Raw genomic sequence first — 21,243 nt, 5'->3', positions numbered from 1 at the left:
GGTGACATGAAGCGTGTACTTATTATAGGGGCACTTTCATTTGTAGGCTATCATCTTGTAAATAAAATGATTGAAGAAGAAGTGGAAGTATATGGCCTTGATTTTGATGATCTAGAAAGTATGTCAAAAATAAGTGAAGAAAAGTTATTTTTAATTGGTAGGAATAGTTTGTTTGCATATTCATCTATAAGAGATGAGAACGGGTGGAAGCGGATAGAAACGGGGCAGTTTGATGTAGCTTACTTTTGTTTATGTGAACCGAATAGGCAAAATGGATTCCGGAACGAACGAATCATTTTACAATATTTAAAGCGTGTGATTCATATGTGCGAAAAGAAACAAGTAAAGTTAAATGTACTTTCTTCTATTGAAATAGCGAATGTAGAAGATCAGTCTGAAAATAAAAGATTATTTATGAAAATAGAGGAAGAAGTTGAGAAAGCACATATTCGCTATAGTATACTTCGTGTTCCAACTTTATATGGCCCATGGCAACCTTCTTTTATGATGTACCACAGACTTATCCTTTCTGAAATTATGGAAAGGGAATATCAGCTTGTTCAAAATGAAAATAGAGCGGATCTTCTTTATGTAGAAGATGTGTGTGAATATTTGTGGGAAAAAGGTAAAAGTGAAGAGAATTTAGGTGTATATAATATGGTCAGTGGTAAAAAAGGTTTATGGGAAAAAGGAATGATCCTGTTAAATGCTAAGGATAAGGTGGAGAAACCCTTTAAAGAAGTGAAGAAAAAAGAGATAAAAAGTATTTGTATAATAAAAAACACTCCGTTAGAATTTGGTTTAAATAAGCAATTAACACATATAAAACGTTATAAAGAGTTATACGAAGGGCAAAACACGTGTTAAACTATATAAATATCCATTGAAAGATCGGCAGAAACCCATTCTTTTAGGTGGGAGAGAGCATCCAGCCATGCATAGAAGCGGTCAGATCCTTTTCCTGCCCCATGCCAAGTTAAAACAAAGAGAGAGAATGGAAGTAGGTCACCTGTTGTTCTTCGGAGCAAGTACTTAATATGTTGGAAAATCAAAGTGGATATATATAGTTGTAGAGATAAGGAGTGTATAGCTCCGTGTATGGAAAGGATGAAGAACTATGAACGAAAAAAATATGCAGTTTTTACAAATCGCTATGAAGCATTTGCCGGAAGCAAAGGCTATTTTGGATGATAACGGGATTGCACTTGATATGGAAAAAGCGCAGCCAGTACTAGAGTTATTAATGAAAGTAATGAATGAAGCATATGAGCTTGGAAAAGCGGGAAAATAAGGTCGACAATATGTCGGCCTTATTTTTTTACTTAGAAATATATTCTAGACAAATAAACATTTATGTTTTAGAATTAGTACCAAGTCATAATAATTGATATAAAACGGAGGGCTGCGATGTGAACGTAGGCATTTTAGGGATCGGTAGATATGTGCCAGAAAAAGTAGTCACTAATCACGATTTAGAGAAAATCATGGATACATCCGATGAATGGATTCGTACGAGAACGGGAATTGCAGAGAGACGCATTGCCGATGATACAATAGATACTTCATATATGGCGGTAGAAGCTGCCAAGAAAGCACTTGAAGATGCAGGGATTAGCGGAGAAGAGATTGATCTTATTTTAGTTGCGACGGTAACGCCAGATCGTTCTTTTCCCGCGGTTGCTTGCGTGATTCAAGAACAAATTGGTGCAAAGCATGCAGCTGCGATGGATTTAAGTGCGGCATGTGCTGGGTTTATGTACGGAATGATTACAGCGCAGCAATTTATTCAAACTGGAACTTATAAAAATGTATTAGTAGTTGGTAGTGATAAATTATCTAGAATTGTGGACTGGAATGACCGCAATACAGCAGTATTATTTGGAGACGGAGCGGGTGCTGTTGTAATGGGAGCTGTTTCAGAAGGGAAAGGTATTCTTTCGTTTGAATTAGGGGCAGATGGAAGTGGTGGCAAGCACCTTTATCAAGATGAATATGTTATGATGAATGGCAGAGAAGTCTTTAAATTTGCTGTTCGCCAACTTGGTGAATCTTGTCTTCGAGTCGTTGAAAAAGCCGGTTTTACGAAAGAAGATGTGGACTTTTTAGTTCCACATCAAGCGAATATTCGCATTATGGAATCGGCAAGGGAACGATTAGATTTGCCACAAGAAAAAATGAGTACAACAATTGAAAAGTTTGGGAATACGTCAGCTTCTTCAATTCCACTTGCTATCGTAGAGGAATTACAAAATGGGCGTATTCAAGATGGCGATTTAATTGTTTTAGTTGGTTTTGGTGGCGGATTAACCTGGGGAGCAGTTGCTCTTCGTTGGGGTAAATAAGGACTGAGAGAAAAAGGAGTGTATTTTGTATGGGAAAGAAGCGTGTCGTAATTACAGGATTAGGAGCTGTTACACCGATTGGAACGGATGTTGAAACGGCTTGGAATAACATTAAAAATGGTGTATCTGGAATCGGACGTATTACACGCATAGATCCAGAATTATTTCCTGCAAAAGTAGCAGCAGAAATTAACGACTTTGAAGTCGAGAAATATATAGATAAAAAAGAAGCGCGCCGTATGGACCGCTTTACGCAATATGCTGTAGCAGCAGCAAAAATGGCCGTTGAAGATGCGAAATTAGAAATTACAGAAGAAAATGGCCCGCGCATTGGTGTATGGGTAGGATCTGGTATTGGTGGTATGGAAACATACGAGGAACAATTTAAAATCTTTACAGAAAAAGGGCCACGCCGCGTTAGTCCGTTTTTCGTACCAATGATGATTCCTGATATGGCTGCTGGGCAAGTATCGATTGCAACAGGTGCAAAAGGAATTAATACTTGCTCTGTAACAGCTTGCGCATCAGGAGCAAATTCAATCGGTGATGCTTTTAAAGTGATTCAGCGTGGTGATGCAGATGCGATGATTACAGGCGGGGCAGAAGCGCCATTAACAAGTATGGCTTTTGCAGGATTTAGTTCAGCTAAAGCATTGACATTTAATGAAGACCCAGCAACTGCTTGTCGTCCATTTGATAAAAATCGTAGTGGATTTGTAATGGGAGAGGGCGCAGGTATTCTTATACTGGAAGAGTTAGAACATGCATTAGCACGTGGTGCGCGTATTTATGCTGAACTTGTTGGATATGGTGCAACAGGTGATGCGTTCCATATTACAATGCCTGCTCCTGGCGGTGAGGGCGGTGTTCGTGCGATGCGTCAAGCATTAGCAGATGCAGATCTTCAGCCTGAGGATATCGATTACATTAATGCGCATGGTACAAGTACAGATGCGAATGAGAAATACGAAACGATGGCAATTAAAGAAACATTCGGTGAACATGCATATAAAGTAGCGATTAGTTCTACAAAATCAATGACTGGACACTTATTAGGAGCAGCTGGTGCTGTTGAGGCAATTTTCTCTGTTAAATCAATTACAGATGGAGTGATTCCGCCAACAATTAACTATGAAACACCAGATCCAGAATGTGATTTAGATTATGTGCCAAACAAAGCGAGACATCAAGAAGTGCGTACGGTTTTAAGTAACTCATTAGGTTTCGGTGGTCATAACGCAGTGTTAGTATTTAAAAAATATCAATAATATGTAGTAAGAGGGTGTTTTGGGAGGTAGCAGATGAGCTGTCTTTCAAAACACCCTTTTTTAGGTGGGAGAGAGCGTCCGATCATGCGTAGAAGCGGTCAGTGCCTTTTTGAGCCCCATGCCATGTAAAAACAAAAGTAGAAAGTGAGAGTAGGTCAGTTTTTTCGTCCATAGCCGTAATTAGGATTAGGTAGTTATAACGCAGTGTTAGTATTTAAAAAATATCAATAGTATATTGTAGTGAGAGGGTGTTTTGGGAAGTGGCAGATGAGCTGTCTTTCAAAACACCCTTTTTTTAGATGGGAGAGAGCATCCGATCATGGGTAGGAGCGGTCAGTGCCTTTTTGAGCCCCATGCCGAGTGAAACCGGAAGTAGAAAGTGAGTGTAGGTCAGTTTTTGTGTTCATAGCCGTAACTAAGGTTCGGTGATCGTAACGCAGTAGTAATATTTAAAGCATAAGTAGTGAGAGGGTGTTTTGGGAGGTAGCAGAGGAGCTATTTCTTAAAACACCTTTTCTTTTTGGGATGGGAGAGATCGTCCGTCCATGCGTAGGAGCGATCAGTGCCTTTTTTTTGCCCCATACCATGTGAAACCAGAAGTAGGAAATGAGAGCAGGTCAGCTTTTGATTCCATGGCCGCGTGAGATATGTTGAAAAAATCCCGTTAATGCGGGATAAAAGTTTCATTTCATTACTTCGCGTTCGCCTCTTTTCTTGCATATATATAGAAGAAAAGGGAGGAGTGAAGATGGGGGTTATTCAAACGGCAGATTGGTTGCACCTTTATTATGGACGTCCCGAAAAGCTTTGTGAGAAGTTTACAAAATACATTCCATTGCCAAAGGAAAGGTTGTACCGTTTTTTAATTTCTAAAGGTATGTATCGTCCGGTGATGGAAGGACAAAAAGAAATTGAGCAGCTAGAAGAAAAACAGATTTGGAAAGAGCTTGCTAAGGAGTATGCAGAACTAAAGAACTGGTTGCAAGGTCCAGATGTCCCTGTCTTTATTTTATTATCTGATTCATATAATCGGACTGTGCAAGTGGAATATAACGGAAAAGCTGGTTTAACCATGCGGCATGTTATTTTTTTGTTTGTAAGTGGCCGAAATTCAGTGAAGGAACTAAAAGCGTTACTTACGCATGAATATCATCATATATGTCGGTTATATCAAATTGGAAAGAAAGAAAGAGACTATACATTGCTTGATACAATCATTATGGAGGGGCTGGCAGAGCAAGCTGTGTATGAAAGACATACAGAAACGGATTATGCGCCGTGGACTTCATACTTTTCAAAAGAGGAAGCGGTTCATTATTGGGAGGAGATTGTAAAAGAGAGAATAGATATAAAGAGAGGAACAAGGGAGCATGATTGTTTACTAAATGGAATGCAAATGTACCCGAAGATGCTTGGGTATGGCATCGGATTTCATATTGTCAAAGATTGTGTAGAAGTTGAGAAAGATAATACGCTTTCTTTATTGTCTTTGGATGCTATGCGTATATTAGATAAAGCGAATGCTTTTATTTCTTAATAGGTGATAAATAAAAAACTTGGCGCTGCCAAGTTTTTTTGTGTAATCAAAATGGAAGTAAGGAGTCATGAAGAAATAATATATAACGACATGAATCATTCGATTAAGTATAGAAGTAGTCAAGGTACTAAGTGAAATCAAAAATAAATATATGTGTAGAATATATTTCCTTTGATGGAATAAAATTTACAAAAAATGAACATAATGAGATGTACAAACAGTAGTGAAGTGAGGGGTAGAAAATGTTATATCTGCATGATGTATGGGTAAATTGGTTTGAAGGTGAGGAAAATGGGTATAACGTTTGTCATTTTTACGAATGGCGGAAGGATGATACGATCGAATTATTAGATCAAGTGCCATTATTAAAAGTAGATTCCACATTATATCATTACATCGAGAACGAATTATTGGAACTTCCGCAAAAACTATTGGAAGACGTACATCATAAGGCGTATATTCGTAAAAATCACGAGCGTTTGCAACAAGAGTATTGTTTTGTTGTCACAGATGGAAAAGGAATTATTGCAGTAGATTCAATTGGGTACAATGTACCGATTCGAAAAAGTAGGCTTATTCCTCGTCAAGAGCAGATGGTATATGAGATGGTGGAAAATGTCCAAGCAGAAAAGTATGAGTTTCAAATGGAAGAATCACAAAAAGAACATCATATTTTATCGCCATCGCCATATATTATGAATGGCTTAACTCGTAAAGAACGACAATTAAAACAATTGCTTTTTATGGCGTTAGATCAACTACATACAACGAAAAATCCAGCTGAAATTCGTTATTGGTATACAGAATGGGATCCATCTGCATATGGGACTGTTCAACATATGAAATTTGAAGATGTCTGGAAGCGCCTTTATGAGGAAGCGCAATATGGCTGGTCAGAGAAGCATGAACAGCTATGTGAACGCCTGGTAAAAGGGCAACCATTCTTTGAAAAGTTATGGGAAATGGAAAATGAACAAAAGGTAAATTAAAAAACTCGCCAAATTTGGCGGGTTTTTTAATTTCGTCTAGCTTCAGTGGCAAGCTCTTCGTGTCTAAGAACCTTAGCCAGTCAGGGCTAAGCAGTCGCCTCCGCTTTTTATGCAATCTAGCTCCAGCGGCAAGAATCTCTGGCTGTTTCGCCCCTTCAGTCGAAGTAAAAAGCACTTCTCAGTCAGGAGCTCCAACAACCTGCGATTCTAAACGAGCCGCTTGCGCTTTTTATATTACCTACGCTTTCTACTCAATCCCATTGCATTTTCTACTTTGCGTAGTTGTTTGAAGGCAACGCGGTTGGCTTTTTCTGCACCTTTGTCAAGGATTTCATCTAATTCAGGAGAGGTAATGAGTTCATTATATTTTTCTTGAATTGGACGAATTGCGTCTACGACTACTTGAGCTAAATCACCTTTAAAATCACCGTATCCTTTTCCTTCATAGTAAGCTTCTAATTCTTCAATTGTTTTGCCTGAGAATGAAGAGTAGATTGTTAGTAAGTTGGAAATACCAGGTTTGTTTTCTTTATCATATTTTACAATGCCGTCAGAATCAGTTACGGCACTTTTAATTTTCTTTTCAATTGTTTTTGGATCGTCAAGCATACTGATCATTGATTTTGGATTTGGATCAGATTTACTCATTTTTTTCGTAGGCTCTGTTAATGACATAACACGTGCACCTACTTTTGGAATACGAATCTCTGGGATTGTGAAAATTTCACGGAAACGTTTATTGAAACGCTCTGCTAAATCACGAGTTAATTCCATATGTTGTTTTTGATCGTCGCCAACTGGCACAATCTCAGTATTATAAAGTAAGATATCAGCTGCCATTAACGGTGGATACGTAAGTAATCCTGCTGGAACTGAATCTCTACCAGTTGATTTATCTTTATACTGCGTCATACGTTCTAATTCTCCAACATATGCGATAGATTGCATAATCCATCCTAGTTGAGCGTGTGCTGGCACTTCTGATTGCACAAATAAAGTTGATTTTTCAGGGTCAATGCCACAAGCTACATATAGTGCAGCAAGGCTGCGGATGTTTTTACGAAGCTGTACAGAATCTTGAGGGACTGTAATTGCATGCTGGTTTACAATGCAGAAATAACAATCGTGTTCGTTTTGCAATTCTGTAAATTGCTTCATTGCTCCTAAATAGTTTCCAAGCGTAATTGTTCCGCTTGGCTGAATACCAGAAAAAATAACTGACATAAATAACTCCTCCTTGAAATTTGTATGTATTGTTGAAGAGTGGGGGAAGTAGGTCTGTATGAGCCGCTTCCGCTTTATATATAATCCAGCTTCAGCGGCAAGAATGTTCGGTGGCTTCGCGCCTTCCTGCGAGGCAAAGAACGCCTCTACGTCAGGAGCTCCATCCCCCTCACATTCTGAGCGAGCCGCTTCCGCTTTATATATAATCTAGCTCCAGCGGCAAGCTCTTCGTGTCTAAGAACCTTCCGCATAAGAAGGAAAAGAGCGCCTTCTATGCGAAAGAACCTTAGCCAGTCAGAGCTGAACGAGCCGCTTCCGCTTTTTATATATACAAAAAAGCCCATTCATCCCTATATATCTAGGGACGAATGGACCGCGGTACCACCCTAATTATTTCACAAATTGTGAAATCTCTTTTCTCCATTATAACGTCTGGATGTAACGCCAAAGCCTACTTCTTACGGTTCGGTTTGGTGCTCAAAAGCCCATTCCATACTGTACAATTACTTGTTCACACCAACCACAAGCTCTCTGAAATTGTTGCAATATGTACTCTTCTTTTTCATCGCATACATATGAATTCATTATAATCTAGCTCCGGCTCCTAGCCCTTCGCGGCTAAGCAGTCACCTGCGCTTTTTGTTGTAATCCAGCTCCGGCGGCAAGAATGATCGGTGGCTTCGCGCCTTCCTGTGAGGCCAAAAGCGCCTCTACGTCAGGAGCTCCATCCCCCTCACATTCTAAATGAGCCGCCTGCGCTTTTTGTTGTATTATATCATATGAAAAATCGTTTGCAAACTACATCAAAATAGTAAAGCTAATGATTGTAGAGGCGAGGCCTAAAAGAACACCTGTAATGCAGATCGGGTATGTCCATGCGAAAGAATACGTTTTATATATTCTTTCTTTTTTATCTATTGCGGATTCTTCTTCTTCAATTAAAGACTCTACTTTTTTATTTGTTCCAAATACTTTTTGGAAAGCGTACATCGTTATGTTGAAAAATCCACTTTGAAATAGAAATAAAAAACCGCCTAAAATAATGAAAAATAACGCAATATAAAACATAATATTGACAAAATTCAACAAATATTGCACTGGAAATAGGAGTGCGCCAATACTAGAAGCGATTAATGCCAATGCTATTAATATGCAAGTACGAAAATAAAGTCTATTCAAAATGTTCCCCTCCGTCAAAATATTACTAGAATTATTATACTATAAAAGTTATAATGAGTACTAGGAATAATTATTTGAAAATTATACACAATTCTGCATTTTATTTCAATATGATGGGAGCAATGTTAAGGAATCCCTTTACAAAAAATAAAGAAAATAAATATTTTATTAAAAATTTTAACAAAAAAACAAAAAACTATATTCACAATCGTCGTATTATATGTATAATGAAAATTGTAGAAACTTGGAGATTATTCTTTCAATTCTATCTTTTAACAAGTGAGGGTACAGGAAGTGCAAATAGGGGAGGCAGTACAACATGAAGAAAAAGATACCGCTATTACTTGCATCGACATTGACGGTCAGTATGCTTGGCGCTTGCAGCTATCAACAAGAAGATACGAAAGCAAGTGCAAAAGGATCCAGTACTTCGGGGAAACAAGTGTTAAATTTAACTGAAACTGCTGAAATTCCGACAATGGATACGACATTATCAACTGATGCAGCATCTTCCAACATAATGAATAACACAATGGAAGGATTATATCGCCTTGGGAAAGACGATAAACTCGTTCCAGGTGTGGCAAAGTCCTACGAGAAAACGGAAGATGGCAAGAAATATGTATTTAAATTACGCGATGATGCGAAGTGGTCTAATGGGGAACCTGTAACAGCTAAAGATTTCGTCTATTCTTGGAGACGAGCTGTTGATTCAAATACAGGTGCGAAATTTGCTTACATATTATTCGATGTAAAGAATGCCGAAAAAATTAATAAAAAAGAGTTGCCAGTCGAAGAACTTGGCGTAAAAGCAATTGATGATTACACACTAGAAGTGGAGTTAGACAACCCTGTTCCTTACTTTGTTAGCTTAACAGTATATCCAACATTCTACCCATTAAATGAAAAGTTCGTAAAAGAACAAGGGGATAAGTTTGGATTAGAATCTAATACGACGCTTTATAACGGCCCGTTCGTCTTAAGTGAATGGAAACATGAACAAAGTTTCCAGCTTAAGAAAAATGAGAAGTATTGGGAAAATAAAGTGGTGAAGTTGGAAGAAGTAAACTTCAATATTGTAAAAGATCGTTCAACTGCAATAAATTTATATGAGACAAAAGCAATTGATCGTGTCGTATTGACATCAGAATTTGTAGATAAATATAAAAAAGATTCTGATTTTAAGACAATTAAGAAACCTTCTACACAGTTTATTCGTTTAAATGAAAAGAACAAGTTCTTAGCAAATAAGAATATCCGTAAAGCAATATCGATGGCCTTTGAACGTGGAAACATCGGAAAAGTTATTTTAAATGATGGTTCACAGGGGATATACGGTTTTGTTCCGAATGGTTTAGCGAAAGGACCAAATGGAAAAGACTTCCGTGAAGAAAACGGTAAGCTGATCAAAGAAGATATAAAAGAGGCTCAAAAATATTGGGAAGCTGGTAAAAAAGAACTTGGTGTTGATAAAGTAGATTTAGAGTTGCTGAACTTTGATACAGATGATGCTAAGAAAATCGGTGAGTATTTAAAAGGGCAATTCGAAAAGAATTTACCAGGCTTAACAATTTCAATGAAAATGCAGCCATTTGCACAAAAATTAAAACTTGAAGCAAGTGGAGAATATGCAATGTCGTATGCAGGATGGGGCCCAGATTATATGGATCCGATGGCATTCCTAGATATGTATACAACAGGAAATGCACAAAACAAAGTAAACTATGCAAATCCAGCATATGACGAATTAATTAAGAAAGCAAAAGTAGAGACAGATGTACAATCTCGTTGGGATGCACTGTTAAAAGCTGAAAAACAATTGCTGGATGATGCAGCAATTGCTCCAGTATACCAACCAGGAAAAGCATATTTACAACGCGGCTCTATTACAGGGTTGTTAGAACATAAATATGGTGGCGAATTTAGCTACAAATGGGTTGAAGTCAAAAAATAAAAATGGTTTCCATCATGAATAAGGGTATATGCCTATGATGGGCAGATACTCTTATTTTAAAAAATATAAAAGTAAGAATATTTCAAACTATCTTATTGCTTTTGAGAAAAATGGGGAGGTGCTTGACGATGGGACGTTATGCATTAAAACGTTTCGTGTACATGGCTTTGACATTATTTTTAATTACTACGCTGACATTCTTTCTAATGAAATTACTGCCGGGTTCTCCACTTAAGAACCAAGAGAAATTATCTCCGGCGCAAAAAGAAATCATCTTGGAGAAATATGGTTTGAATGATCCAGTACCAGTGCAATATGCACGCTACTTAGGAAACTTAGCAAAAGGTGATTTAGGAGTATCATTCCAGTACGATAACCGTCCTGTAACGGATATGATTGTCGATCGTATCGGACCATCAGCACAGCTTGGTTTACAGGCAATCATGTTAGGAACATTTATCGGTTTAATCTTAGGGATTATTGCAGCACTTCGTAATAATACATGGGTCGATTATGGGGCAACCATTATTTCTGTACTCGGAATGTCGGTACCATCATTCGTATTCGCAGCATTACTACAATACTTTGTAGGGGTAAAACTTGGCTGGTTCCCAGTAGCATTCTGGAAAGGGCCTGAATTTACAGTTATGCCTACTGTTGCTTTATCAATGGCTGTTACTGCAACAATCGCGCGTTTTGCTCGTGCAGAGTTAATCGAAGTTATGCAAGCTGATTACATTTTAACAGCAAAAGCAAAAGGAATTAGTCAAGGTGTCATTATTATAAAACATGCACTTCGTAATGCATTGATTCCAGTTGTTACAATTTTAGGACCAATGGTTGCAGGGTTAATTACAGGAACACTTGTTATTGAGCAAATCTATGCTGTACCTGGCCTTGGGGAACAATTCGTTAAATCAATCCAATTGAATGATTATACAGTTATTATGGGAACAACAATTTTCTATAGTGCAATCTTTATTTTAGTTATCTTTATCGTGGATATCTTATATGGAATTATTGATCCTCGTATTCGTTTAGCGGGAGGGAAAAAATGATGAAAGATTTACAAAAATTATCTCCAGATTTATTTCAACCAGCCAATCAAAGTAATGTTGATAATGAAGTCATTGCCCGTCCAAGCTTAACGTTTTGGCAAGATGTAAGAAGACGTTTGTTTCAACATAAAGGAGCAATGTTTGGTTTTGTATTACTTATCATCATTGCGCTTTTAGCAATCTTTGGGCCGATGGTAAGTAAACATTCCTATAAAGATCAAGATTTAGGCCGTGCAAAAATGCCACCTAAAATTCCGGTGATTGAGAACATTCATTGGTTACCATTTGATGGTACAGATCAATATGGCGTCGATCAATATGAGAAACGTGATATTAAAGAGTATTTCTGGTTTGGTACAGACGATCTTGGTCGTGATCTTTGGACAAGAACATGGGAAGGAACACGCGTATCATTATATATCGCTCTTTTAGCAGCGGCAATTGACTTAGTAATTGGGGTTGCATACGGAGGTATTTCAGCGTTCTATGGTGGACGAGTAGATAATATCATGCAACGTATTATGGAAATTATTAACGGTATACCGTATTTAATCATTGTAATCTTAATGGTAATCATTATGGATCCGGGTATTTTATCAATCACATTCGCGATGGCAATTACAGGTTGGATTGGAATGTCGCGGATTGTACGTGGACAAGTATTAAAATTGAAAAACCAAGAATATGTATTAGCATCTCGTACATTAGGTGCAACAAATACACAATTAATTGTGAAGCACTTAATTCCGAACGTAATGGGACCGATTATCGTTATGACAATGTTTACAATTCCTACAGCGGTGTTTGGTGAAGCGTTCTTAAGTTTCATCGGGCTAGGTATTCAGCCGCCAACTGCATCACTTGGTTCTCTTGTAAATGATGGATATAAATCAATTCAAACGTATCCACATATGATGTTCATCCCTGCGGTTGTTATCAGTATGTTAATTTTAGCATTTAACTTAGTGGCAGATGGATTACGCGATGCGTTAGATCCAAAAATGCGTAAGTAAACGAGGAAGGAGAAGTAAAAATGAAAACATTGTTAGAGGTAAAAGATTTACAAGTCTCCTTTGATACACATGCTGGTGAAGTACAAGCTGTTCGCGGAGTTACATTTGATTTGAAAAAGGGAGAAACATTAGCGATTGTAGGAGAATCTGGTTCTGGGAAATCAGTTACTTCGAAAGCGCTAATGGGACTAATCCCAAATCCCCCAGGACGTATTAAAAATGGAGAAATTGTATTTGATGGTCGTGATTTAACAAAATTATCGGAAAAAGAAATGCAGCAAGTGCGCGGGAAAGAAATTGCAATGATTTTCCAAGATCCGATGACATCATTAAACCCAACGATGACAATCGGTAATCAAATTATGGAAGGTCTTATTAAACACCAAGGAATGAGCAAAGCGGATGCTCGTAAAGTTGCTTTAGAGCTTCTTGATCTTGTTGGAATTCCAAACCCAGAAGCACGCTTAAAGCAATACCCGCACCAATTCTCTGGTGGTATGAGACAGCGTGTTGTTATTGCGATGGCACTAGCTTGTAATCCGAAATTATTGATTGCAGATGAGCCGACAACAGCACTTGACGTTACAATTCAAGCGCAAATTTTAGAGCTTATGAAGGATATTCAACAGAAAACAGAAGCAGCGATTATTTTCATTACGCATGATTTAGGCGTAGTGGCAAACGTTGCCGACAGAGTTGCGGTTATGTATGCAGGTAAAGTTGTTGAGATTGGTACGGTTGATGAAATTTTCTACAATCCAAAACACCCATATACATGGGGACTAATCGCATCTATGCCAAGTTTAGATGGTTCAGAAGCAGAGTTATATGCAATTCCTGGAACGCCTCCTGATTTATTAAAACCGCCAAAAGGGGATGCATTTGCACCACGTAACCCACAGGCGTTAAAAATTGATTTTGAAATGGAACCACCATTATTTAAAGTAAGTGACACACATTATGCGGCAACATGGTTACTTCATGAGCAAGCACCAGAAGTACAACCGCCAGAAGTTGTTCAAAAACGAATTCTTCAAATGAAAGCAGGTGAACAACATGACTAAGCAACGTGAGAAATTAATTGAAGTGAAAAATGTGAAGCAACACTTTAGCGTGAGTGGCGGTGTTGTAAAAGCGGTTAACGATATTTCATTTGATATTTACCGCGGTGAAACATTTGGACTTGTAGGAGAATCTGGTTGCGGAAAATCAACAACTGGAAGAACGATTATCAGGTTATACGATGCAACTGCTGGTGAAGTGTTGTTCGATGGTGAAAACGTACATGGTAAAAAATCACGTACAGAATTAAAGAAGTTTAACCGTAAAATGCAAATGATTTTCCAAGATCCATACGCTTCATTAAACCCTCGTATGACAGTTGGAGATATTATTGCAGAAGGCATTGATATTCACGGTTTAGCAAAAAGTAAAAAAGAACGTATGGATCGTGTGCATGAATTATTAAACACAGTTGGTTTAAATAAAGAGCATGCCAACCGTTTCCCGCATGAGTTCTCTGGTGGACAACGTCAACGTATCGGAATTGCTCGTGCACTTGCGGTAGAACCAGAATTCATTATTGCGGATGAACCAATTTCAGCACTTGACGTATCCATTCAGGCGCAAGTTGTAAACTTATTGAAACAACTGCAAAGAGAAAAGGGCTTAACATATTTATTCATTGCCCATGATTTATCAATGGTAAAATACATCAGTGATCGCATCGGTGTTATGTACCGTGGTCAAATTGTTGAATTAACAAGTAGTGACGAGTTATATGAGAATCCAATTCATCCATATACAAAATCATTATTATCAGCAATTCCGCTTCCAGATCCAGATTACGAGCGCAATCGTAAACGTATTGTATACGATCCATCTCAGCATCAATATGGAAATGAAGAGCCAAAGATGCGAGAAATTCGCCCAGGACATTTCGTTCTTTGTTCTGAAGCAGAATACAAGAAATATAAAGAAATCTATCAATAATAAAAAGAAGCGGCCGGAGAGGTCGCTTCTTTTTTTATATAAATCCAAATTAGAAAACTGATAGAAAACCTTTTCTTTTAGGCGGGAGAGAGGATCCGTTCATGTATAGAAGTGGTCAGAGCCATGCCAGGTAAAGACGCAAGGAGAGAAGGAAAAGTTAGAGTAGAGATTTTAGCAATAGAGTGGGATGATAGAAAAATAGTAAATGAAATGTTATCGGCGATTCGATAAATAATATCGGTGTTCCAACAAAGAACGACACGAAAAACAGGTTGGAGAAGAGTTTCTCCAACCTGTTTTTTCTGAATATCAACATGAATGTTAGGCTTGAACAGGCGCTGATTCTTCAGAAGTCTCCGGTTTAACAAGTGCATAATTTTCCCAAGCTCTACTTCTCCAGCGGAAGAACATGATGATAGCACGCGTCCATTCATCGATGGCAATCGCTAACCATATGCCTGGGAGTCCCATATCTAAATGAAAAACAAAAAAGTAACCGAGTGGTAAGCTCATTAAGACCATAGAAAATGCTCCGATTAAAACAGGGTATTTCGCATCACCAGCTGCTCGCAGTGAATTAATGATGACGATATTCATCGTGCGTCCAGTTTCAAGTAGTACGCTTAATAAAAGAACAGTTGCTCCTAAAGCGATAACATGAGGATTATCTGTAAATAACCCCATTAATTGTGTACGGAACGCTATGACAAGAATGACCATACATAACGTAACACTGATGGCCCACTTTACACTTTTCCACACACGTATATATGCTTCTTCTTTCTCATTTCCACCGACTAAACGTCCGACGATGATCGCTGTTCCCATTCCAATCGCAATAGCGAATAGGAAAGTAAACATGGAAATGTTTGTTGCATATTGTCTTGCAGCTAATGATTCTGCTCCTAAGTATGTTGCGTAGTATAGGAAGACAATTTGGCACGCTTGGTACATCACTTGCTCAAAAGCCGATGGGATACCAATTTTTAAGATTTTGCTAATATATTCTTTTGATAATGTAATATAGTAGTTCAATTTAACACGGTATTCCATGACGCGGTATAGTAGCCAGAAAAAGACAACTAGTGCGATAAGTCGACTGAAAGCAGAGGAAATTGCTGCTCCTTCAACACCTAATTCAGGCATGCCGAACTTGCCGAAAATAAGGACATAGTTACCGGCAATATGAAGAATATTCATTCCGAGTGAAATAAACATCGCTTGTTTCGTAAACCCATGTACACGGATGATTGCTGCTAAGGAATTAATAATAGCTTGCAGAAAGATTGCTCCCCCGACAATTGATAAATAATTTTGTGCGTAAACTAATACATCGCCTTGCAAGTTCATTGCACTCATCATATGTTTTGAGAATAAAAGAAAACCGGCGCTTATGATGAGCCCGACCCCTAAATTTAATGTAACCGCTAATGCAGATATTTTTGATGCTTCCATATATCGTTTGGAACCAAGATATTGAGAAACAACAATCGCGGCACCGTTTCCGATTACTTCTAGTACTAATATTGCGATATGAAGGTATTGATTTGCAGCCCCAACACCTGATACCGCGTCATCTGACAATGCACTTAGCATAAAAGTATCGGCAATCCCCATTAACATAAAAAGAAAAACCTCTAAGAAAATAGGCCATGTTAAGAAGAATAAATTTAATTTTTCTTCTTGCCCTTTTTTGGATGTAACCTCTGTCATATCATCCCCCACTTTACCGATATCCTTTTTGAAACAAAATGTATCTTAACACACTTTAGCAACACTTGCATTTATTTTGTAGCGCAGTTAACAACTATTTATTAGAGCAGTATTTTTTAAGTATATAAGTATGAATTGAAACCTTGAAATAAACCCTTTTCTTTTTAGGTGGGAGAGAGAATCCGTCCAAGCATAGAAGCGGTCAGATCCTTTTTTCGCCCCATGCCGCGTGAAACCAAAAGGAGAAAACGAGTGGAGGTCTCTTTTTGTTTTCAAAGCCGTGATTTGTGTGTTGAAAAACGAAACAGCGCCTTTTGGGGGCGGGAGAGAGAATCCGCTCAAGCGTAGAAGCGGTCAGATCCTTTTTTGGCCCCATGCCACGTGAAAACAGAAGGAGAAAACGAGAGGAAATCTCTCTTTGTTTTCAAAGTCGTGAGTTGAAAAATTAAAATAGATTTATAAAAGCGATAGAGTTTTTACAGATTGATTTTATACCGTAAAAGCTCGATTGGCGAAGGTTAATAATCAGTGGGGGGAAGAACCACTTCCGTTGATTAAAGTTTCACTTTATTTGAAAAGAAAAAATGGTGCATGCTAGAGGGAATAATTATACAAAAGATATTATATAATATAAAATTAATTATACTCTGATAATTTAGATAATTATAAAAGTGATTGAATTTAGTATTTTAGTTATGAAAACACGCAATATAAAACGTTTACAAAAGGTATAATATTAGCAGAAAATTTTAATAAGATAGAAAAATAAATATACAAAGAATATATTTATATGTATAATATGAATTATTAGAACATACATATATTTCTTTCTATTCTAAAATGAAAGGGCTAACATTTTTAGGAGGGGTAGCAGAATGAAGAAAAAAGTACCAGTTTTTGTAGCGTCGACATTAGCAATGAGTATGATTTTAGGTGCATGTAGTTATCAAAAGGACGAGCCAGGGGCGAGTGCAAAAGGGGATAGCGGAAAGGCTAACGGGAAACAAGTCATCAATTTAACTGAAACACAGGAAATTCCAACAATGGATCCAGCATTATCAGCTGATGCAGTATCATCGCGAGTGATGAATAATACGATGGAAGGACTATATCGCCTTGAAAAAGGAGATAAGCTCGTTCCAGGCGTAGCAAAATCAAGTGAAAAATCAGAAGATGGCAAAAAGTATACTTTTAAATTACGTGAAGATGCGAAGTGGTCAAATGGAGACCCTGTAACAGCGAAAGACTTTGTATACGCTTGGCAACGCGCGATTAATCCAGATAAAGCAGCAGTATCAGCCTATATCATGTTTGACGTGAAGAATGCACAAAAAATTAATAAGAAAGAAATGGCACCAGATCAATTAGGGGTAAAAGCCGTTGATGATTATACATTAGAAGTAGAATTAGAACATCCAGTTCCTTACTTTGAAAATTTAATGATTTATCCACTCTTCTATCCAGTAAATGAAAAATATGCAACAGAGCAAGGGGCCAAGTTTGGTCTAGAGGCAAACACAACACTGTATAATGGACCGTTTGTATTAAGCGACTGGAAGCATGAAAGAAGTTTCCAAATACAGAAAAATCCATCATACTGGGACAATAAAGTAGTGAAGCTAGAAGAAGTGAACTTTAATATTGTAAAAGACTTAGCAACATCAATTAACCTATATGATACAAAAGCAATAGATCGTGTTATTTTGAGATCTGAGTTTGTTGATAAATATAAAGGGGACAAAGATTTTAAAACTGCAAATGAAGCTTCCGTATTCTTCCTTCGTTTCAATCAGAAAAATGAAGCTTTAGCAAATAAAAATATACGTAAGGCAATCTCTCTTGCTTTTGAGCGTAAACCATTTGTGGATACAATTTTAAACAATGGTTCTACTGAGGCGACAGGACTGATTCCAGGTAAATTTGTTACAGGTCCAAATAAAAAAGACTTCCGAGCTGAAAATGGAGATTTAGTAAAAGCAAATGTGAAAGAAGCGAAGAAATATTGGGAAGCTGGTAAAAAAGAATTAGGAAAAGATCAGATTGAGATTGAACTATTAAATGAAGATGTAGATTTATCTAAGAGAACAGGGGAGTACTTAAAAGGAGAGCTAGAAAAGAACTTACCTGGTTTTACATTGAAAATTAAGCAGCAGCCATTTGCGCAAAAGCTTAAACTTGAAGAAAGTGGAGACTATGACATGACGTTCGCTGGATGGAGCCCGGATTTCCCAGATCCAGTAACGTACCTTGATATGTTTGTAACAGATGGTGCGCAAAATAAAATGAAATATTCTAACCCGAAATATGATGAAATTATTATGAAAGCAAAGACAGACGGCGGCGATGTAAAGGCACGCTGGAATAGTTTACTTGAAGCTGAAAAAATGTTGCTGGATGATGCAGCAATTGCCCCTGTATATCAACGTAGTGCAGCTTACTTACAAAGAGGGACAGTTAAAGATATTTATAAGCATAATTACGGCGGAGATTTAAGCTTCAAGTGGGCATCAGTAGGGAAATAATGAAAAAGAAGCAGGCACATTCCTGCTTCTTTTTAGTATGTTCGTTTTTTATAAATCCCTTTCCCGCCAACTTGCTTCCAACCAGATTGCACTTCCGCACTTTTATCAACAAATTTCATTTTTTCTTTCCGACCAAATAAATTTTCACCAATACCATTTGTAATGACGCCAATCAATGCTGTGATTCCGATGACGAGGGCAGCGACAATGGCAAAATCAATAAAAAAAGCAACCATATGGAATCCCCCTTTGCCTGTCTATATTTTTATTGTATGAGAAAAAAAGTTAAAAAGAAAGAAAAGTTTGAAAACAAATATTTTACTTAAAAATAGTATAGACAGTAACTAGGAGATTTGATAGAATTAAAAAAAAGAACAAGTGTTCTTGTTGTGCGAGATGATTTATCAATGATATGTCTTACATTTAACCGCTGTTTTATGATGAAAAGAGTAAGGAAACGCTATCTTTAGCAACGGATTGATTGGATGGACAGCTTCTATAAACATGTTAAGAAGTAGCACTAAAGGTATATATGGTAATAAAACAGAGGGGTTTGTTCTATGAAAAGTCCATGAAAATTTCAGCTTAATGAAAGATGAGTTTTCCTATTGGAAAGGAAATTTACTGTATATTTCTTTCAGAATCTATTGTATAATGATTATAGAAGTTACTTATTTAAAGTAATTGTTGTTTAATAGAAGTTGCTTGCTTATAAAGTTGTTGTTTACATGAAAAGCAATTTTTCATTTTGCTGTAAGACAAGTCATAGTGAAGAATTGCTGCCAAATAGAAATTAAAACTGTAATTAGTACAGAATTTGTACTCTTTAAGGAGAGTGAGTCTTGTATGGTAACACTATATAGTTCTCCAAGTTGTACGTCTTGTAGAAAGGCGAAATTATGGCTAGAGGAAAATCATATTCCTTATACAGAACGTAATATTTTCTCTGATCCATTAACGATTGAGGAAATTAAAGAAATTTTACGCATGACAGAAAGCGGAACGGATGAGATTATTTCAACTCGTTCGAAAGTTTTCCAAGAGTTAAACGTTAACTTAGAATCTTTACCACTTCAAGATTTATATAAGATGATTCGTGACTATCCAGGCATTTTACGCCGTCCGATTATGATTGACGAAAAACGCCTTCAAGTAGGTTACAACGAAGATGAAATTCGTCGCTTCTTACCACGTACAGTAAGAACATTTCAATTACGTGAAGCACAGCGTCTTGTAAATTAATAATATAAGTTTTGTATATGAAAACCTTCTACCTTACAGTAGAAGGTTTTCATATATATATTTATTGTTTGTATATAACTTCATTTTGGTTTTCCGCATACAAATCACAGCTTTGAAAATAAAAGGAGTCTTCCACTTATTTTCTCCTTTTGTTTTTACGTGACATGAGGCGAAAAAAGGTCCTGACCGCTACTATGCGTGAGCGGACGCTCTCTCCCACCCAAGAAGAAAGGGTTTTTGCATGTTTCACTTTACATTCCCTAATTTGATATGCTGAACAATAAACCCAATAGCTAATACTGTGAAAGTAAAGAGGAAGGGTATACTTGTTGCAAAGGTTGGATTATGTTGAAAAAAATTCACAAGTCTTATTTCATGGGTAATCATTCTTCCAGCTGTGTAAGCAAGAACTGCTCCCCCGCAATAAATGAGAAAGGGAAATCGCTCCATAAATACTAAGATGAGCTTGCTGCCCCAAATGATAATGGGAATTGAAATTAATAATCCGATAATCACGAGTGTGATGTTTCCATGAGCTGCTCCAGCAATCGCAAGGACATTATCAAAACCCATAACGAGATCGGCAAATACAATTGTACGAATCGCTTGAAATAATGTTGTTTTCGCTTTTATAGAAGAAAGATCATTGTTATTATCGGTAATTAAATTTACGGCAATAAGTGTGAGTAAGATGCCACCAATAAGCTGTAAGAAAGGAATATCGAGTAAGTAGACGGCAAGTATTGTGAGAAGAATTCGCAGTACAATGGCTAGGCCAGTACCAATAAAAATCGCTTTATTCCGTTTAGATTCGGGTAAGTTTCGGCTTGCAAGTGCGATTACAATTGCATTATCACCGCCTAATACAACATCGATACCGACAATCATTAGTATAGATGTCAAAAAATCTAACTCCATCATTTTGCCTCCATTTATTCTGTTTTAATCAGTAATATAGGTGTAGATGTATGTATAAAATGAAAAAGCTTGACTAGCTCTATTACAATTGTACGGTGCTAGGTGGAATTGTATGTCCAATTTTTTATCCCGCTATTTGTGAGCTGATTAAAATTTGACTATATGAATGAGAAATGATGAGGTTTATATCGTAAGTGTATATACTGCAATATATAAGGGTAAGGAATTATGATTATTAGTGCAAGATAATCTAGGTGAATGACTGTTTTTATAAAATAAAACGATTTTATTT

At 37.2% G+C, this 21,243-nt stretch carries 19 protein-coding genes and 1 other annotated feature; of the genes, 14 read left to right on the top strand and 5 right to left on the bottom strand.

All coding sequences use genetic code 11. The features are described 5' to 3' along the window. Positions 1 to 6: 6 nt before the first annotated feature. From AAIE21_RS09040 to AAIE21_RS09015, 6 genes are all read left to right on the top strand, one after another. Complete coding sequence (locus AAIE21_RS09040) at positions 7 to 867, top strand: NAD-dependent epimerase/dehydratase family protein (RefSeq protein ID WP_343266451.1); 861 nt, start codon at positions 7 to 9, stop codon at positions 865 to 867. 250 nt (positions 868 to 1,117) lie between these two features. Then, positions 1,118 to 1,291 carry a ComZ family protein gene (locus AAIE21_RS09035; protein WP_003195910.1) on the top strand — a complete coding sequence of 58 codons (174 nt, stop codon included), beginning with the start codon at positions 1,118 to 1,120 and terminating at the stop codon, positions 1,289 to 1,291. Between the two features lie 118 nt (positions 1,292 to 1,409). Next, positions 1,410 to 2,342: a beta-ketoacyl-ACP synthase III gene (gene fabH / locus AAIE21_RS09030; RefSeq protein ID WP_343266450.1), complete on the top strand. Its 933-nt coding sequence runs from the start codon at positions 1,410 to 1,412 to the stop codon at positions 2,340 to 2,342. A 29-nt stretch (positions 2,343 to 2,371) separates the two neighbouring features. After that, positions 2,372 to 3,610, top strand: a complete 1,239-nt coding sequence (gene fabF, locus AAIE21_RS09025) for a beta-ketoacyl-ACP synthase II (RefSeq protein ID WP_343266449.1) — start codon at positions 2,372 to 2,374, stop codon at positions 3,608 to 3,610. Positions 3,611 to 4,358: 748 nt separating this feature from the next. After that, complete coding sequence (locus AAIE21_RS09020; protein WP_343266448.1) at positions 4,359 to 5,147, top strand: DUF2268 domain-containing putative Zn-dependent protease; 789 nt, start codon at positions 4,359 to 4,361, stop codon at positions 5,145 to 5,147. Between the two features lie 242 nt (positions 5,148 to 5,389). Continuing rightward, the gene (locus AAIE21_RS09015) at positions 5,390 to 6,136 is read left to right on the top strand and encodes a YjbA family protein (protein WP_343266447.1); all 747 of its coding nucleotides are present in this window, start codon (positions 5,390 to 5,392) and stop codon (positions 6,134 to 6,136) included. A 234-nt stretch (positions 6,137 to 6,370) separates the two neighbouring features. Here the strand turns inward: AAIE21_RS09015 and trpS are convergent, their stop codons facing one another. Together trpS and AAIE21_RS09005 are read right to left on the bottom strand one after the other, a co-directional pair. Beyond that, positions 6,371 to 7,360 (bottom strand): tryptophan--tRNA ligase, encoded by a 990-nt coding sequence (gene trpS / locus AAIE21_RS09010; protein WP_343266446.1) that lies wholly within the window; start codon positions 7,358 to 7,360, stop codon positions 6,371 to 6,373. A gap of 357 nt (positions 7,361 to 7,717) precedes the next feature. After that, positions 7,718 to 7,935: a binding site (T-box leader), on the bottom strand. A gap of 223 nt (positions 7,936 to 8,158) precedes the next feature. Then, complete coding sequence (locus AAIE21_RS09005) at positions 8,159 to 8,539, bottom strand: DUF3899 domain-containing protein (protein WP_343266445.1); 381 nt, start codon at positions 8,537 to 8,539, stop codon at positions 8,159 to 8,161. A 110-nt stretch (positions 8,540 to 8,649) separates the two neighbouring features. Between AAIE21_RS09005 and AAIE21_RS09000 the strand changes: the two genes are divergently transcribed. From AAIE21_RS09000 to AAIE21_RS08975, 6 genes are all read left to right on the top strand, one after another. Then, positions 8,650 to 8,862, top strand: a complete 213-nt coding sequence (locus AAIE21_RS09000; protein WP_343266483.1) for a hypothetical protein — start codon at positions 8,650 to 8,652, stop codon at positions 8,860 to 8,862. After that, complete coding sequence (locus AAIE21_RS08995) at positions 8,859 to 10,493, top strand: peptide ABC transporter substrate-binding protein (RefSeq protein WP_343266444.1); 1,635 nt, start codon at positions 8,859 to 8,861, stop codon at positions 10,491 to 10,493. The genes AAIE21_RS09000 and AAIE21_RS08995 overlap by 4 nt, the downstream gene beginning before the upstream one ends. Positions 10,494 to 10,621: 128 nt before the next feature. Next, positions 10,622 to 11,551 carry an oligopeptide ABC transporter permease gene (gene opp3b / locus AAIE21_RS08990; protein ID WP_174099324.1) on the top strand — a complete coding sequence of 310 codons (930 nt, stop codon included), beginning with the start codon at positions 10,622 to 10,624 and terminating at the stop codon, positions 11,549 to 11,551. Next, entirely contained in the window at positions 11,548 to 12,564 is a 1,017-nt protein-coding gene (opp3C, locus tag AAIE21_RS08985) for an oligopeptide ABC transporter permease (protein ID WP_343266443.1), read from the top strand. Before opp3b ends, opp3C begins: the two co-directional genes overlap by 4 nt. Before the next feature lie 20 nt (positions 12,565 to 12,584). Beyond that, entirely contained in the window at positions 12,585 to 13,628 is a 1,044-nt protein-coding gene (locus AAIE21_RS08980; RefSeq protein ID WP_286116273.1) for an ABC transporter ATP-binding protein, read from the top strand. Next, positions 13,621 to 14,556, top strand: coding sequence for an ABC transporter ATP-binding protein (locus tag AAIE21_RS08975; RefSeq protein WP_343266442.1), 936 nt, complete (start codon positions 13,621 to 13,623; stop codon positions 14,554 to 14,556). Before AAIE21_RS08980 ends, AAIE21_RS08975 begins: the two co-directional genes overlap by 8 nt. A 321-nt stretch (positions 14,557 to 14,877) precedes the next feature. On the opposite strand, the gene AAIE21_RS08970 is transcribed toward AAIE21_RS08975, so the two are convergent. Then, positions 14,878 to 16,269 carry an MATE family efflux transporter gene (locus AAIE21_RS08970; RefSeq protein WP_343266441.1) on the bottom strand — a complete coding sequence of 464 codons (1,392 nt, stop codon included), beginning with the start codon at positions 16,267 to 16,269 and terminating at the stop codon, positions 14,878 to 14,880. An 875-nt stretch (positions 16,270 to 17,144) separates the two neighbouring features. Between AAIE21_RS08970 and AAIE21_RS08965 the strand changes: the two genes are divergently transcribed. Next, a complete protein-coding gene (locus AAIE21_RS08965; RefSeq protein WP_343266440.1) occupies positions 17,145 to 18,791 on the top strand; it encodes a peptide ABC transporter substrate-binding protein in 1,647 nt (548 codons plus the stop codon). Positions 18,792 to 18,823: 32 nt separating this feature from the next. Here the strand turns inward: AAIE21_RS08965 and AAIE21_RS08960 are convergent, their stop codons facing one another. Further along, positions 18,824 to 19,027: a hypothetical protein gene (locus AAIE21_RS08960; RefSeq protein WP_343266439.1), complete on the bottom strand. Its 204-nt coding sequence runs from the start codon at positions 19,025 to 19,027 to the stop codon at positions 18,824 to 18,826. A 610-nt stretch (positions 19,028 to 19,637) separates the two neighbouring features. On the opposite strand from AAIE21_RS08960, the gene spx reads away from it, so the two are divergent. Beyond that, positions 19,638 to 20,033, top strand: coding sequence for a transcriptional regulator Spx (gene spx, locus AAIE21_RS08955; protein ID WP_000258267.1), 396 nt, complete (start codon positions 19,638 to 19,640; stop codon positions 20,031 to 20,033). A 246-nt stretch (positions 20,034 to 20,279) separates the two neighbouring features. Here spx and AAIE21_RS08950 read toward each other — a convergent pair whose 3' ends face one another. Further along, on the bottom strand, positions 20,280 to 20,951 hold the full coding sequence (locus AAIE21_RS08950; protein WP_343266438.1) for a TerC family protein: 672 nt from the start codon (positions 20,949 to 20,951) through the stop codon (positions 20,280 to 20,282). Positions 20,952 to 21,243: the final 292 nt, after the last annotated feature.

It is taken from the genome of Paenibacillus sp. 102, assembly GCF_039549175.1.
In the GTDB taxonomy this organism is placed as follows: domain Bacteria; phylum Bacillota; class Bacilli; order Bacillales; family Bacillaceae_G; genus Bacillus_A.
Note: the sequence above shows the minus strand (reverse complement) of the source record. Positions and strands in the feature narration are given on the sequence as shown.

Bases quoted from the DNA above. Each gene is read 5' to 3' on its own strand.
- AAIE21_RS08960 (WP_343266439.1), bottom strand. From the start codon at position 19,027: ATGGTTGCTTTTTTTATTGATTTTGCCATTGTCGCTGCCCTCGTCATC.
- AAIE21_RS09040 (WP_343266451.1), top strand. From the start codon at position 7: ATGAAGCGTGTACTTATTATAGGGGCACTTTCATTTGTAGGCTATCAT.
- AAIE21_RS08950 (WP_343266438.1), bottom strand. From the start codon at position 20,951: ATGGAGTTAGATTTTTTGACATCTATACTAATGATTGTCGGTATCGAT.
- fabF (WP_343266449.1), top strand. From the start codon at position 2,372: ATGGGAAAGAAGCGTGTCGTAATTACAGGATTAGGAGCTGTTACACCG.
- AAIE21_RS08965 (WP_343266440.1), top strand. From the start codon at position 17,145: ATGAAGAAAAAAGTACCAGTTTTTGTAGCGTCGACATTAGCAATGAGT.
- trpS (WP_343266446.1), bottom strand. From the start codon at position 7,360: ATGTCAGTTATTTTTTCTGGTATTCAGCCAAGCGGAACAATTACGCTT.
- AAIE21_RS08975 (WP_343266442.1), top strand. From the start codon at position 13,621: ATGACTAAGCAACGTGAGAAATTAATTGAAGTGAAAAATGTGAAGCAA.
- AAIE21_RS09020 (WP_343266448.1), top strand. From the start codon at position 4,359: ATGGGGGTTATTCAAACGGCAGATTGGTTGCACCTTTATTATGGACGT.
- AAIE21_RS09015 (WP_343266447.1), top strand. From the start codon at position 5,390: ATGTTATATCTGCATGATGTATGGGTAAATTGGTTTGAAGGTGAGGAA.
- opp3b (WP_174099324.1), top strand. From the start codon at position 10,622: ATGGGACGTTATGCATTAAAACGTTTCGTGTACATGGCTTTGACATTA.
- AAIE21_RS08995 (WP_343266444.1), top strand. From the start codon at position 8,859: ATGAAGAAAAAGATACCGCTATTACTTGCATCGACATTGACGGTCAGT.
- AAIE21_RS08970 (WP_343266441.1), bottom strand. From the start codon at position 16,269: ATGACAGAGGTTACATCCAAAAAAGGGCAAGAAGAAAAATTAAATTTA.
- opp3C (WP_343266443.1), top strand. From the start codon at position 11,548: ATGATGAAAGATTTACAAAAATTATCTCCAGATTTATTTCAACCAGCC.
- AAIE21_RS08980 (WP_286116273.1), top strand. From the start codon at position 12,585: ATGAAAACATTGTTAGAGGTAAAAGATTTACAAGTCTCCTTTGATACA.
- AAIE21_RS09035 (WP_003195910.1), top strand. From the start codon at position 1,118: ATGAACGAAAAAAATATGCAGTTTTTACAAATCGCTATGAAGCATTTG.
- AAIE21_RS09000 (WP_343266483.1), top strand. From the start codon at position 8,650: ATGATGGGAGCAATGTTAAGGAATCCCTTTACAAAAAATAAAGAAAAT.
- spx (WP_000258267.1), top strand. From the start codon at position 19,638: ATGGTAACACTATATAGTTCTCCAAGTTGTACGTCTTGTAGAAAGGCG.